This is a genomic window from Acidovorax sp. NB1 (assembly GCF_005405905.1).
Lineage (GTDB): Bacteria > Pseudomonadota > Gammaproteobacteria > Burkholderiales > Burkholderiaceae_C > Acidovorax.
Genome location: NZ_BJHU01000049.1, coordinates 60,428 through 73,849 on the forward strand (window position 1 = coordinate 60,428; position 13,422 = coordinate 73,849).

The window sequence follows — 13,422 nt, forward strand, 5'->3', positions numbered from 1 at the left end:
AACAGGCCTACCGCTGTGGCGCTGCCTGGAAGGCCGCCGGTGGTGCGATCTCGCGCACCAGCCGCATACCGACCAGCGGATAGCGGGTCTGCGGCGTGTTCCAGTTGCGAAAGCCGCAGCGCGCATAGAACGACCAGGTGTGCCATGAGCCACCACGGCGCACGCGCACGCCACCGTCTGCCGGGCCTTGCGGGCTGTCCGGTGGCGAATTGGCGTAGTAATGGTCGTCGTGCCAGTCCGCCACCCATTCCCATGCGTTGCCCAGCATGTCGTGCAGGCCAAATCCATTGGGGGCATAGCTGCCCACGGGGGCCGTGAAGGCATGGCCGTCGCTGCCCGCCAGCGCATGCTGGCGCCAGCGGGGCCACAGCGGGGATGCTTCCTGGTCGAAGGTGTTGGCCACCCGCACCAGGCCCTCAGGGTTGTCTCCATGGGGGTAGAGGGTGCGGGTGCCAGCGCGGCAGGCGTATTCCCACTCTGCCTCGGTGGGCAGGCGGTAGGCGTGTCCCTCTGTGCGGCTCAGCCAGCGGGCCAGGGCCTGGGCGTCGTTCCAGGTGATGTTGACGACGGGGTGGTCGGGGCCCTGCGCAAACCCGGGATTGCGCCACGAGTAACGGGGGGATCGCCCCTCGAACGCGTCGCCGCGCTGGGTGGTGGCCGGGTCATACTGGGGGTTGTAGCCATAGCCGCCCGTGCCATCGGCCTCGGACTCAGGCTGGTAGCCCGAGGCTTCGACAAACCGCTGGAACTGCCCCACCGTGACCTCATGCTGGCCCAGGTAGAACGCGCTGCGGATATGCACTTCATGGACCGGCGCTTCGTCGATCAGGTCGGTGAAGCGCTTGTTCTCCAGCTGCGGGTAGGTCTGGGCCAGCATCTCCACGGGCGGCAGCCCCCCCATCCAGAAACGGCCCGCAGGCACCTGCACAAACACCATGCCCAGGCTGTTGATCCAGGTGGGAGTTGCCGGGGGCTCCTGGCGAGGCGCGTGCTGGCACCCCGCCAGCAGCGCGGCCAGGGCCAGCAGGGCCCCGCCGATGCCCGTGGGGCGCGTTGGTGCAAGGCAGGCAGGGGGCATCAGGGTTTGTCGGGCAGTTCGCTCACACACTCAAAAACCAGGCGCGATCCATCGTTGCGCAGCAGCTTGGCGTGCAACGCCAGGCGCTGGCATTCGCGGTTGGCGGCTGCATAGGCCTGGGAGGTGTCCGGCCCGTACACCGGCACGCTGAAGGTGCGGTCACGTCCCGAGGCCATGGGCCCCGAGGGGTGGTGGGGCTGGGTGGCGTTGCAGCCAGCCAGCACGGCCAGTGCAGAGACCGAGGCAAACAGCAGTTTCATGGGGTTCTCCAGATCAGTCCAAGCACCCAGTTTAAGGGCCCCTTTGGCGGCGGTGCCAGTGCCCGGCGCCTGACCCAACGCGGACCCTGGTGTTTTCCGCGTATCCCCGCTGTGCACGGGGCAGGGGACGCACTACAGTGGGCGAGCAGGGCTGCATCGTGGTGGGCGCCAGTCAAAAAAGGGGGGCGGGATGGCAGGCACGCAAGCACCGGTCACACAAGACGCCTGGCGCGCCTGGGCGCTGCGGCTGCTGTGGGCGCTGGGTTTGCTCGCCTTGCTGCAGGCGCTGCCGGTCTGGGCGCCACTGCAGCGGCTGGAGTACGACCTGCTGGCCAGCCTCACGGCCCCGGTGCGGCCCGACGTGGGGGTGCTGGTGGTGGGGCTCGACGAACCCAGCTTGGCGGCGCTGAACCTCAGCCCGCCCCTGCCGCGCCGCCTGCATGCGCAACTGGTAGACGCCCTATCGGCCGCAGGCGCCGCCGCGCTGGGCATCGACATGCTGTTTGCCGCACCCCAGTCGCCCGAGGACGACGCGGCGCTCGCGACGGCGCTGCAGGGGCGTTTGCCCGTGGTGCTGGCCACGGCCGAGGTGGTGGTGCCCAGCTCGCAGGTGGCGCAATACCGGCAAACGGTCCCCTCCGTCTTCCCCACCGCCCGCCAGGGCAGTGTGGCCGTGGAGCCAGACACTGATGGCGTGCTGCGCCGCGCCCCGGTGCACGACACGGCGCTGTGGCGCGTGCTGGCCCAGGCCGCAGGGCGTGTGTTTTCCCCGCCGCCCGAGGGCGCGCTGCTGCGCTACTACGCGCCCGAGCTGCCCCTGCCTTATGCCCACTACACCCAGGCGCTGGAGCCCGCGCGCATGCTGGCGCCGGGCGCTCTGCAAGGCAGGGTGCTGCTGCTGGGGCAGAACACGCCGGTGGATGGCGTGGACCAGTTCGCCACCCCCTTGCAGGTGCTGGGTATGGGCACCCAGTCTGGCGTGTTGGTGCATGCCACGGCGCTGATCAACGGGCTGGCGGGCGACTGGATCCGGCCCGCGCACCCCTTGGGGCCGTTCTTGCAGGCCGCGCTGGCTGTGGGCGCGGTGGCAGCGCTCACGCGCCGCTGGCGGGGCGCGCGCGCCGCGTGGCTCAGCGCGGTGCTGGCGCTGCTGGCCGTGGCGGCCGGATGGTGGGCGCTGGTGGCGGGCCTGTGGTGGAGCGCATTGCCCACGCTGGCGGGCCTGGCGCTGCATTTCAACGTGGGCGCGGCCGACAGCTACTGGCGCGAACACCGCCGCCGCGAGCAGCTGCGCGCAGACTTTGCCCGCTATGTGCCGCCTGCCGTGGTCGATGCGCTGGTGGCCGAAGGCGCGGCCCCGGCCCTGCAGGGCGAGCGCCGGGTGCTGACCTTGCTCTTTTCCGACCTGGCCGGTTTCACGGCCGCCAGCGAACGCCTGCCACCCGAGGCCGTAGCCCAGGCCCTCAATGCTTATTTCTCGCGCATGACCCATACCGTGCACCAGCATGGCGGCACGCTCGACAAGTTCATTGGTGACGCCGTCATGGCCTTCTGGAATGCGCCCTTGCCCGAGCCCGCCCATGCAGCGCGTGCGCTGGCCTGTGCCCAGGCCATGCAGGCCGAGATGGTGGCCCTGCGCGCGCAATGGGCGGGCACACCGTTTGCACAGGTGCAGCTGCGCATCGGCCTGCACACGGGCGAGGCGGCGGTGGGGCATCTGGGCTCGCACGAGCGTTTTACCTACACCGCCGTGGGCGATGCGGTGAATACCGCCGCGCGGCTCGAAGGGGCCAACAAGGCCTTTGGCACCGGCATCCTGCTCTCGGGCGCCACGCGCGCGGCCCTGCCCGCCGGGGCCCCTGAGCACGCGCACCTGCTTTGGCTCGATACCGTGGTGCTGGCTGGGCGCAGCGCGGGGCTGGACGTGTACACCCCCTGCGACGACGCCACGCTGGTGGCCGCCAGCCAGGCGCTGCACCACCACCTGCAAGCGGCCGATTGGGCGGCAGCCCTGGCCTGCTGCGCCGAATGGCAGACCCGCGCACAGCACCATGCGCCGCAGTGGGCGCTGCACGCCGATCAGCTCCAGGCCCGGGTGTTGGCCCTGGCCCGCACTGCAGCGCAGGCCCCGGCCGAGCCGCCGTCCTTTGGCGCCCGTGCCCTCGACAAATAGACCCGACCCCCGATGAAAGGCCACCCCATGCCATCCCATCGCCGCTTCCTCTTCTGGTGGACCCCTTTGGGCCTGGCGCTTGGCGCGGCAGGCAGCACCAGCGCCTGGGCGCAGTGCGCGGGCGCCCCGTTGGATTCCGGTGCGTCTGCCGCACAGATCGTGGCGCTGGCGGGCCAGGGCCAGACCCGCGCGCCCGGGGCGGAGCCCTGGTCGCCCGCCGCGCTGGCGCAGCAGCTGGGGGCCGGGGCCGACATGCGCACGCTGGCGCTGTCGTCTGCCGCCCTGTTGCTGGCCGACCGCACGCAGATCCGCATGTCGGCCAACGCCCAGGTGCGGCTGTGCGAATCGCAGCCCCAGCGCACGCTGCTGGAGCTGGCCGCCGGGCGCCTGTGGGCCCGTACCAAGAAGACCCCGGCCACCCTCCAGCTGCAAACCCCCGCCGCCCTGGCCGTGGTACGCGGCACCGACTGGGATGTGGAGGTGGACGCGGCCGGGCGCACCACGCTCACCGTGCTCTCGGGGCTGGTGGAGCTGTCCAACGCCCAGGGCAGCGTGCAGCTGGGCCCGGCCGAGCAGGGCTTTGTGGAGCCGGGGCGGGCGCCTGTGAAACGGGTGCTGGTCAACCCCCGCGAGCGTGTGCAGTGGGTGGCGGCCTACCCTACCGATACGACGCGCTGGGCCGAATTCCAGCGCCCCGACATCGCGCCCGCGCTGGCCGACGTGCGCGCAGCGCTGCAGGCGGGCCAATGGAGCGCCGCGCAGGCCCGGCTGCAGCAGATGGTGGCAGGGGGCGACACCAGCGCGGTGGTGGCCCTGGTGCTGGCCGACCTCGACCTGCGGGACGGCCAGATGGACGCCGCCCAGGCCCGCCTGGCCGCCGCCTGGCCGCGCACGCCAGACCCCCGCATCGCCGCGCGCCGCGCCGAGCTGCTGATGGCGCTGGACCGCACGGCCGAAGCCCGTGCCTGGCTGGACACCACCCGCGCCGCCGCACCCACGGCACCCGAGCTGCTGCTGGCCGATGCCGACTGGCACCGCCTGGAGGGCCGGGGCGATGCCGCCCTGGCCCTGTACCGCCAGGCGGCCGACGCTACGCCCACCAGCACGGCACAGCAGGCCGCCGCGCTGTGGGGCCTGGGCCGGGCGCTGCAGGAGCGGGGCGACCTGCCCGCCGCCCGCGCCACCCTGGCGCGCGCCGTGGCGCTGGCGCCCGACCACCCCACCTACCGGGCCGAGCTGGCCACGGCCGACACCGAGGCGCTGCGGCTGGCCGAGGCACGCACCGGGTTGGACGCCGCGCTGGCGCTGGCGGGCGACGACTACACCAGCCTGGCCGGTGCGGGTCTGCTGGCGCTGCAGCAGGGCGATGCCGAGGGCGCGCGCACCCAGCTGCTCAAGGCGCTGGTGATCGAGCCCCGCTACGCACGCGCCCAGGTGTGGCTGGCCGTGGCCGAATACCGGCTGGGCGAGCCGGCGGCCGCCTTCGACTCGCTGGACCGTGCCCGCCTGGCCGACCCCAACGACCCGCTGCCCTGGCAGATCGAAGCCATCCTGCGCAACGACAGCGGCCAGCCCGAGGCCGCGATGGCCGCCGCCCGCCAGGCGCTGCTGCGGCTGCCCTATCTCAAGTCGCTCAACCCCCTGGTGTCCGACAGCCAGGGCTCGGCCAACCTGGGCAAGGCGCTGGGCGACTTCGGGCTGGAGCACTGGGCGCGCGCCTATGCGCAGCAGTCGTACTACCCGCTCTGGGCGGGCAGCCATTTCTTCATGGCCAACCGGTACGAGAGCGACTACAGCCGCAACTCCGAGCTGTACCAGGGTTACCTGGCCGACCCGCTGGCGCTGGGCGTGGGCGAGCGCCAGGTGCCCGTGCTGCCCACCGAGGGCCGTGAAACGGTGTGGTCTGCGAGTGCGGAGCGCAACCCCGTGCATTCGGCCTTGGTGGGTGCGGTGACCTTGCGCGGGCTGGATGCCAGCGCGGTGCCCATGGCCTGGCTGGCCCGCGCCACCGGGCTGCGCATGTGGCCCCGGGGCGGGTCGGGCTCATACTGGCTGACGGCGCCCATGGCCACGCTGGGCTGGGGCGCGCGGCCCACCGACCAGCTGGGCGTGTTTGTGGTGCACGACCAGGGCTGGGACCGCGTGGGCTACCCAGGCGGGCTGGACCTGGGGCCTGCGCGTTTTGACGGCGTGGCGCGCACCCACGCCGCGCGCACCGATGCCGGCGGTGCCTGGCGCTGGTCGGCCGACGCGCAGACCTGGCTCAAGGTGCACCACGTGCGCAGCACCAACACCCGCGTGCTCGACTTCGACGCCTGGGGCCCGCAGAACTCGCGGGTGCAGGAGGGTATGGATGGCGTGATGCTGCGGCATGTGGTTCAGCTGCCGGGGCAGCGGCTCAGTGCCGGGTGGGAAAACTCTCGCGCCCAGGCACGCTCGGGGCTGTACGACCCGGGCGTGCCCTGGGAGGCGTCGGACGGCACCACCACCGCACGTTTTGACATGCCCTGGATCATCTCCGAATGGCAGCATGGCGCCTGGGCGTGGGAGGTGGGGGCCGCCTGGCCGCGCCTGCGCGCCCGCTACGTGAGCCGTTATTTCAGCCAGATCACCAACGAAGATTTCTTTGCGCCCGACATCACCGAGGGCGGCCACACCCGGCGCCTCCGGCCCCGGGCGGGGTTGTCCTATCGCATCGGGCCGGGTCGGGCGCTGCACGCGGCCTACATCGAAAGCATGCACGCGCCTGCGACTCACACCCTGGCGCCCGTGGCCGTGGGCGCCATCGCCATCGATCACCAGTACCAGCGCCTGGGCAGCCTGGCGCGCAAACGTGCGGTGCAGCTCGATTGGGAGATCGACGCGCGCACCTTTGCCTGGGCGGTGCTCAGCAGCCAGTCCATCGCCAACCCGGTTTTTGCCGATGGCCGATTGCTCGTACCCAACCTGGGCAGTTCGGTGTCAGACCGGGCGGGCGTGCTGGCCCCCGTGGGTGCATCCGGCCAGGTGGTGATCGATGCCTACAACGGCACGCCTTATTTCAGCCAGGGCCGCCTGCACCAGGCGGGCGCCGCGCTGAACCGGGTGCTCACCCCGCACTGGAGCGTGCTCGGCAGCTACACCTGGGCCCAGTCGCGAAACACCGGCGTGCAACACGCGGGCAACCTGCTGCCGGGTGTGCCGCAGCACACGGGGGTGCTGGCCAATGTCTGGCGGCACGGGGCGCGCGACCTGACGCTGGCCTCGCTGGTCTACCGGGGTTCGCGGTTTGCTGACGAGGCCAACACCCAGCCCCAGGGCGCGGGCTGGAGCTTCAACCTTGTGCTGTTCCGCGAATCGGCGGACCGCCGCTGGGCGTGGACGGGCACGCTGCAGGCACCGCTGCACGGCACGGTGCGCCCCACGCTGTGGACCAGCCTGCGTTACCGCATGGATTGAGCGCAGTTTCAAGGGCTTTTTAGGCCTTCTCCGCGCAACTGTATAGCGTTTTAAGCTATCAAATAAATGGCATTCGCGTGTGTCGAATGCTCAGGCTGCAGCCTCTGCATGTGCGGCCAGCGCAGCCAGTGCAGCAGCCACATCGGCCTCTGCCACACCATCCACAGGCGCCAGCTGCCCAGCCAGTGCGGCCAGCCCTTCGCGCTGCAGACGGGCGATGGCCTGGCCTGCGTCCTTGGGCGCGTCGAAACCCGTGCTTTGCAGCAGCAGGCGGCCATCGGCGTCCACCAGCTTGAAGTAGAACTTGCCATCGGCCTCGCGGTACTGCTTGAACGTGGGCAGGGCGGCCTTGGCCGCCTTCGCTGGCTTGGCGGCCGTGCTGGCCTGCGCCAGGCTGCGCAGGCCCACGGCCGAACGCAGCTCGCGGATGAACGGCGTGGCCAGCGCGCGGGCGCGCTCGGCACCGGCCAGCAAGGTGGTTTCGATGCGGGCGGGGTTGTTCATCAGGTCTTCGTACTTGGCGCGCATGGGCGCAATCACCTGGTCCACGCGCTCGAACAGCACCTGCTTGGCATCGCCCCAGGCAATGCCGTCGGCGTAGGCCTTGCGCAGGGCTTCGGTCTCGGCCGGCGTGGCAAAGGCCTGGTAGATCTGGAACAGCGCCGAGCCCTCGACCTCCTTGGCCTCGCCGGGCGCGCGCGAGTCGGTGAGGATGGAACCGATGAGCTTCTTGAGCTGCTCGCGCGAGCTGAACAGCGGGATGGTGTTGTCGTAGCTCTTGCTCATCTTGCGTCCGTCCAGGCCGGGCAGCGTGGCCACATGGTCGTCGATGGCGGCCTCGGGCAGCACAAAGTGTTCGCCATACAGGTGGTTGAAGCTGGCAGCCATGTCGCGCGCCATCTCGATGTGCTGGATCTGGTCGCGGCCCACAGGCACCTTGTGCGCCTTGAACATCAGGATGTCGGCGCCCATGAGCACGGGGTACATGAACAGGCCCGCCGTCACGCCATCGTCCTGCTCGCGCCCTGCTGCCGTGTTCTTGTCCACGCTGGCCTTGTAGGCGTGCGCGCGGTTGAGCACGCCCTTGCCCGTCACGCAGGTCAGCAGCCAGGTCAGCTCGGGGATCTCGGGGATATCGGACTGGCGGTAGAAGGTGACCTTCTCGGGGTCCAGGCCCGCCGCCAGCCAGCTGGCCGCGATCTCCAGCGTGGAGCGCTGGATGCGCACCGGGTCCTCGCACTTGATGAGCGCGTGGTAATCGGCCAGGAAGTAGAAGCTCTGCACGTTGGGCGACAGACTGGCCGCCACCGAGGGGCGGATCGAGCCGACAAAGTTGCCCAGGTGGGGCGTGCCCGTGGTGGTGATGCCGGTGAGAAAACGCGTGGTGCTCATGGGAACAAAATCAGCTGGAAAAAAGAAGAAAAAAGGAAGTTCAGCGCAGCAGGGCCGTGAGTGGCGTGAGCAGCAGGTTGATGGTGCTGTAGCCCAGCGCCATCAGCGGGCGCAGCCACAGGGCCCCCACCACGCCTGCAATCACCAGGCCCATCACGATGAAAAAGCCCCAGGGCTCGATGCGCGAGACCATGTGCGCCTGCTTCCAGGGCAGCAGGCCCACCAGGATGCGCCCGCCATCCAGCGGGGGCAGCGGAAACAGGTTGAAGGCCCACATCACCAGGTTGACCATCACACCCGCGCGGGCCATCTCAATGAAGAAGCGCTCTTCCACGCCAGAGCCCACCAGCGCCACCAGCAGCACGGCCCAGCCAATGGCCTGGATGAAGTTGGACGCGGGCCCCGCCAGCGCCACCCAGACCATGTGCTGCTTGGGCTTGCGCAGGTTGCCGAAGTTGACCGGCACCGGCTTGGCGTAGCCGAACAGGAACGCCCCCGAGGTGGCGAAATACAGCAGCAGCGGCATCAGGATGGTGCCCACCGGGTCGATGTGCTTGATGGGGTTGAGCGTGATGCGCCCCATCATGTACGCGGTGTTGTCGCCAAAGTGGCGCGCCGCGTAGCCATGGGCCGCCTCGTGCACGGTGATGGCAAACAGCACCGGCAGGGCGTAGATCAGAACGGTTTGGATGAGATTGGAGGTGTCCACCCGGGGGATTGTCTCAGACCGCCTGCCGCCCGGCGGTCCCGCAGGCGGCGGGTTGGGTGATTGTGGGTTGTACGTACATCGCAAGCAGGCCCGGCTGGGCGATCATTGGTGGTTGCGGGCGCCTGCCGGTGGCACACCCTCAAAAATCACTACAACAGTTCTGGAGAGACGACGCGCATGTTCAACCATCTGAAGATCGGAACGCGCCTGACGCTGGCGTTTGGTGGCATTGGCCTGTTGGTGCTGCTGCTGCTGGCCATGGTGCTGGCAGGCGTTGGCGGGGCTGAGCAGGCCCTGCAGGGCGGCGCGGTGGGGGCGCAGCAAGTACAGGCGGCGCAGGCCCATCTGGGCAGCGTGCGCGTCTGGGCCATCGGGTGCAGCCTGCTGGTGTTCGTGCTGGCGCTGCTGGCGGTGTTCAGCCTGCGGGCGGGCATCGTGGCGCCGCTGAACCAGGCCATCCTGATTGCCGAAACCGTGGCTTCGGGCGACCTGAGCCAGGAGTTCAGCTCCGAGCTGCAGGGCGATTTTGGCCGCTTGCTGGGTGCGCTGGGCACCATGGAAGACACGCTGACCGACTTGGTTTCTCGCATCAAGCAGGATGCCGACGCGATCAGTGCCTCGGCCACCGACATCGACCATGGAAACACCGACCTCTCGCGCCGTGCCGAAGACCAGGTGTCGTCCCTCACCCAGACGGCCGCCAGCATGGAGCAGCTCACAGCCACGGTGCGCCAGAACGCCGAGCGCGCCCATTCGGCCAGCGGCCTGGCCGTCAAGGCCTCGGCCATTGCCGAGCAGGGCGGCACCGTGGTGGGCGAGGTGGTGCAGACCATGCAGGCCATCAGCGGCAGCTCACGCAAGATCGTGGACATCATCCAGGTCATCGAAGGCATCGCCTTCCAGACCAACATCCTGGCGCTGAACGCGGCGGTGGAAGCTGCCCGCGCCGGTGAGCAGGGCCGTGGTTTTGCCGTGGTGGCCAGCGAGGTGCGCAACCTCGCCCAGCGCAGCGCCGTGGCAGCGCGTGAAATCAAGGCGCTGATCAGCGCGTCGGTCGAGCAGGTGGAAAGCGGCGCAGGCCAGGTGGGCCAGGCCGGCAAGACCATGGAAGAGATCGTTGGCGCCGTGGGCCAGGTGAGCGCCTTGCTGGGCGAGATCTCCATCGCCCTGCGCGAGCAGAGCGAGGCCATCAGCCATGTGAACCAGGCCGTGTCGCACATGGACGGCACCACCCAGGACACGGCAGCGCTGGTGCAAAGCGCCGTGGCTACCGCCTCTTCATTGACTGCTCAGGCGCGTGATCTGGAGCAGGCCGTAGGCGCGTTCAAGCTCTGATCCCCAACATGCGCGCCGGGACTGCCTGGGCGCGCATCCTGGGCTACAACCCCAGCGCCTGCAGACTGCCACGCCCTTCGCGCACCACCTCGGGGTCGCCACCGGCGCCCATGGGGGTTAGGTCCACCACCGTGGTGGGCTCCAGCGGGCAGGCACCTGCGTCCACGATGGCGTCCAGCAGCTTTTCGTAGCGCTCGCGGATCTCCTGCGGATCGTTCAGCGGCTCCGTCTCGCCCGCCGGGATCAGCGTGGTGGCCAGCAGCGGCGCGCCGTGCAGCTCCAGCAGCAGCTGCAGGCCCTTGCGGTCGGGCACGCGCAGGCCAATGGTCTTGCGCGAGGGGTGGCTCACGCGGCGCGGCACTTCCTTGGTGGCTTCGAGGATGAAGGTGTAAGGGCCGGGGGTGCCCAGCTTGAGCAGGCGGTACTGCCGGTTGTCCACCCGCGCATAGTTGGCCAGCTCCGACAGGTCGCGGCAGAGCAGGGTGAGGTGATGTTTCTCGTCCACCTGGCGTATGCGGCGCAGGCGGTCCACCGCGTCCTTGTCATCCAGGTGGCAGACCAGCGCATAGCTGGAGTCGGTGGGCACGGCCAGGATGCCGCCCTTTTGCAGCAGCATCGCCCCTTGCTTGAGCAGGCGCGGCTGGGGGTTGTCGGGGTGGACTTCGAAATACTGGGCCATGGGCGTTATGGGGGCGCTATTGGGACGTTTTTGCGGGCTGCTCTGGGGCGCCGGGGTCAGGCGGCTGGGTGCTGGATGCGGTCCGCCAGCAGCTCCCACACGGGCGTGAGCTGGCCCGGCAGCAGGGGCAGTGTGCCCAGGTCGGTGTGGGATTCGTCGGGGCTGTGGAAGTCGCTGCCGCGCGAAGCGGCCAGGCCAAACTCCTGGGCCATGGCGGCGTAGGTCACGTATTCGGCGGCGCTGTGGCTGCCGGTCACCACCTCCACGCCGCGCCCGCCATGCTGCTTGAACTCGGAGAACAGTGCGTACTCCTCGTTGGCTGTGAACTTGTAGCGCGCCGGGTGGGCAATCACGGCCATGCCGCCGGCCCCGGTGATCCAGCGCACGGCATCGCCCAGGCTGGCCCAGCGGTGGGGCACATAGCCGGGTTTGCCTTCGATGAGGTACCTGCGGAAGACTTCGGAAGTGTCCTTGCACACACCGGTTTCGACCAGAAACCGGGCAAAGTGGGTGCGCGAGATCAGGTCGGGGTTGCCCACAAAACGCAGCGCGCCTTCATACGCGCCCGGGATGCCTGCCCGGGCCAGTTGCTCGGCCATCTCCTGCGCACGCTCACTGCGCCCGCCGCGTGTGGCGGCCAGGCCCCGGGCCAGCTGGGCATCGTCGGGGTCGAAGCCCAGGCCCACGATATGCACGGTGGTGTTGGCAAAGGTGACCGAGATTTCGGTGCCCGTGAGGTAGGCCATGCCCTGGGCGCGGGCGGCGGCGGCTGCGCGGTGCTGGCCGCCGATTTCGTCATGGTCCGTCAACGCCCACAACTCGACCCCATTGGCCTGGGCCCGCGCGGCCAGGTCTTCGGGTGTCAGGGTTCCGTCGGAGACGACGGAGTGGCAGTGCAGGTCGGCGTTGAGTATGGGGGTCACCAAGTCATTTTAGGGCTTGTACTGATAACGCGGCTGGCCGAACCCAGCAACACTGCAGTGGGGCCGGTGCTGGCGGCAGCGCGGCGATGGATGGCGTGTTCTGAGGAGCAAGCATGAAATTCAATGACCTGCGCGTGGCCCACAAGATGTGGAGCGTGATCCTCGGTTTGCTGGCCCTGATGCTGGTGACCGCCATCGGGACCCAGTGGTACGGGCGGCAGGTCACTGCCGCCACCGAAGATTCGGTGAGCAAGTACGAGGCCGCCATCACGAACGCCGTGAGCTGGCGCGGGCTGGCCGAGGTAGCCGTCACCATGTCGATGGCCAGCTTTGTGACCACCGACCAGGCGCTCAAGGCCGACTTTGACACCCGGGTGGCCGCCCTCACGGCGCGCATTACCCCGGTGCAGGAAAAGATCAACAAGGCGGCGGTGTCCGCCGACGACAAGGCTGCGCTGGCCGCCGTGGCGGCCACGCGGGCCGATGTGCGGGGCCAGGCTGACAAACTCAAGGAGCTGACCGACGCAGGCGATGCCGCCGCCAAGCAGGCCTACCTGGCCGACGTATACCGCCCCAAAGTCTTGGCCTACCTGGAGTCGATCGATAAATTTGTGGCTGTGCAGGAGCGCCAACGTGAGTCAGCGGTGCAGGCCGCCAGTGCCACGCGTGGCAGCCTGGTGCTGATCGGGTCGGCCGCTGCCGTTGCCGTGGTGGCGCTGGGCATGCTGCTGGCGGCCTTGCTGGTGCGCTCCATCACCCGCCCGCTGGACCGGGCCGTGGCGCTGGCCGAAGCCATTTCGGGCGGTGATCTCACGCAAAACATCCATGACGACCGAAAGGACGAGCTGGGCGTGCTCACGCGGGCCTTGTCGGGCATGGCCACACGGCTGCGCACAGTGGTGAGCGAGGTGCGCCACGGAGTGGACTCGGTATCGTCGGCTTCGGTGGAGATCGCCAACGGCAACCACGACCTGTCGGCGCGCACCGAGCAGACCGCGTCGAACCTGGAAGAAACCGCCGCCAGCATGGAACAGCTCACAGCCACCGTGAGCCAGTCGGCCGACACGGCCCGCCAGGCCAACCAGCTTGCAGGCACCGCAGCCCAGGCAGCGGCGCGGGGCGGCGAAGTGGTGGGCCAGGTGGTGACCAGCATGCAGCAGATCACCGACAGCAGCAAAAAGATCAGCGACATCATCGGCACCATCGACGGCATCGCGTTCCAGACCAACATCCTGGCGCTCAATGCAGCCGTGGAAGCCGCCCGCGCCGGTGAACAAGGCCGGGGCTTTGCCGTGGTGGCCAGCGAAGTGCGCAACCTGGCCCAGCGCAGCGCAGAAGCAGCCAAAGAAATCAAGACCCTGATCAGCGCCAGCGTGCAGAACGTGGAATCGGGCTCGGCCCAGGTGGCCCAGGCCGGTCAAAGCATGGAAGAAAT

The 13,422-nt window shown here is 69.4% G+C and carries 10 protein-coding genes; 4 read left to right on the plus strand and 6 right to left on the minus strand.

All coding sequences use genetic code 11. The features are described 5' to 3' along the window. Positions 1-7: 7 nt before the first annotated feature. Both AvAM_RS22520 and AvAM_RS22525 read right to left on the minus strand, forming a co-directional pair. Positions 8-1,078: a formylglycine-generating enzyme family protein gene (locus AvAM_RS22520; protein WP_137749152.1), complete on the minus strand. Its 1,071-nt coding sequence runs from the start codon at positions 1,076-1,078 to the stop codon at positions 8-10. Continuing rightward, entirely contained in the window at positions 1,078-1,338 is a 261-nt protein-coding gene (locus AvAM_RS22525) for a hypothetical protein (RefSeq protein WP_137749153.1), read from the minus strand. Before AvAM_RS22525 ends, AvAM_RS22520 begins: the two co-directional genes overlap by 1 nt. A 190-nt stretch (positions 1,339-1,528) precedes the next feature. Here AvAM_RS22525 and AvAM_RS22530 point away from each other — a divergent pair, with 190 nt between their 5' ends. Both AvAM_RS22530 and AvAM_RS22535 read left to right on the plus strand, forming a co-directional pair. Then, the gene (locus AvAM_RS22530; protein WP_137749154.1) at positions 1,529-3,511 is read left to right on the plus strand and encodes an adenylate/guanylate cyclase domain-containing protein; all 1,983 of its coding nucleotides are present in this window, start codon (positions 1,529-1,531) and stop codon (positions 3,509-3,511) included. A gap of 27 nt (positions 3,512-3,538) precedes the next feature. Beyond that, a complete protein-coding gene (locus AvAM_RS22535; protein ID WP_171012375.1) occupies positions 3,539-6,949 on the plus strand; it encodes a tetratricopeptide repeat protein in 3,411 nt (1,136 codons plus the stop codon). A gap of 90 nt (positions 6,950-7,039) precedes the next feature. Here AvAM_RS22535 and AvAM_RS22540 read toward each other — a convergent pair whose 3' ends face one another. After that, positions 7,040-8,341 carry a tryptophan--tRNA ligase gene (locus AvAM_RS22540; protein WP_137749156.1) on the minus strand — a complete coding sequence of 434 codons (1,302 nt, stop codon included), beginning with the start codon at positions 8,339-8,341 and terminating at the stop codon, positions 7,040-7,042. A 40-nt stretch (positions 8,342-8,381) separates the two neighbouring features. Continuing rightward, on the minus strand, positions 8,382-9,050 hold the full coding sequence (locus AvAM_RS22545; protein ID WP_137749157.1) for a site-2 protease family protein: 669 nt from the start codon (positions 9,048-9,050) through the stop codon (positions 8,382-8,384). A gap of 177 nt (positions 9,051-9,227) precedes the next feature. On the opposite strand from AvAM_RS22545, the gene AvAM_RS22550 reads away from it, so the two are divergent. Beyond that, positions 9,228-10,385: a methyl-accepting chemotaxis protein gene (locus tag AvAM_RS22550; protein ID WP_137749158.1), complete on the plus strand. Its 1,158-nt coding sequence runs from the start codon at positions 9,228-9,230 to the stop codon at positions 10,383-10,385. Positions 10,386-10,428: 43 nt separating this feature from the next. On the opposite strand, the gene AvAM_RS22555 is transcribed toward AvAM_RS22550, so the two are convergent. Together AvAM_RS22555 and AvAM_RS22560 are read right to left on the minus strand one after the other, a co-directional pair. After that, a complete protein-coding gene (locus AvAM_RS22555) occupies positions 10,429-11,064 on the minus strand; it encodes an L-threonylcarbamoyladenylate synthase (protein WP_094291956.1) in 636 nt (211 codons plus the stop codon). 56 nt (positions 11,065-11,120) lie between these two features. Beyond that, positions 11,121-11,987, minus strand: a complete 867-nt coding sequence (locus tag AvAM_RS22560; protein WP_137749159.1) for a 3',5'-nucleoside bisphosphate phosphatase — start codon at positions 11,985-11,987, stop codon at positions 11,121-11,123. A gap of 113 nt (positions 11,988-12,100) precedes the next feature. On the opposite strand from AvAM_RS22560, the gene AvAM_RS22565 reads away from it, so the two are divergent. Next, positions 12,101-13,422, plus strand: a 1,322-nt coding sequence (locus AvAM_RS22565) for a methyl-accepting chemotaxis protein (protein ID WP_137749160.1), incomplete at its 3' end; no start/stop codon positions are given.

Excerpts from the sequence above, each read along its gene's own strand:
- AvAM_RS22520 (WP_137749152.1), bottom strand. The coding sequence starts at position 1,078 with ATGCCCCCTGCCTGCCTTGCACCAACGCGCCCCACGGGCATCGGCGGG.
- AvAM_RS22525 (WP_137749153.1), bottom strand. The coding sequence starts at position 1,338 with ATGAAACTGCTGTTTGCCTCGGTCTCTGCACTGGCCGTGCTGGCTGGC.
- AvAM_RS22530 (WP_137749154.1), top strand. The coding sequence starts at position 1,529 with ATGGCAGGCACGCAAGCACCGGTCACACAAGACGCCTGGCGCGCCTGG.
- AvAM_RS22535 (WP_171012375.1), top strand. The coding sequence starts at position 3,539 with ATGCCATCCCATCGCCGCTTCCTCTTCTGGTGGACCCCTTTGGGCCTG.
- AvAM_RS22540 (WP_137749156.1), bottom strand. The coding sequence starts at position 8,341 with ATGAGCACCACGCGTTTTCTCACCGGCATCACCACCACGGGCACGCCC.
- AvAM_RS22550 (WP_137749158.1), top strand. The coding sequence starts at position 9,228 with ATGTTCAACCATCTGAAGATCGGAACGCGCCTGACGCTGGCGTTTGGT.
- AvAM_RS22555 (WP_094291956.1), bottom strand. The coding sequence starts at position 11,064 with ATGGCCCAGTATTTCGAAGTCCACCCCGACAACCCCCAGCCGCGCCTG.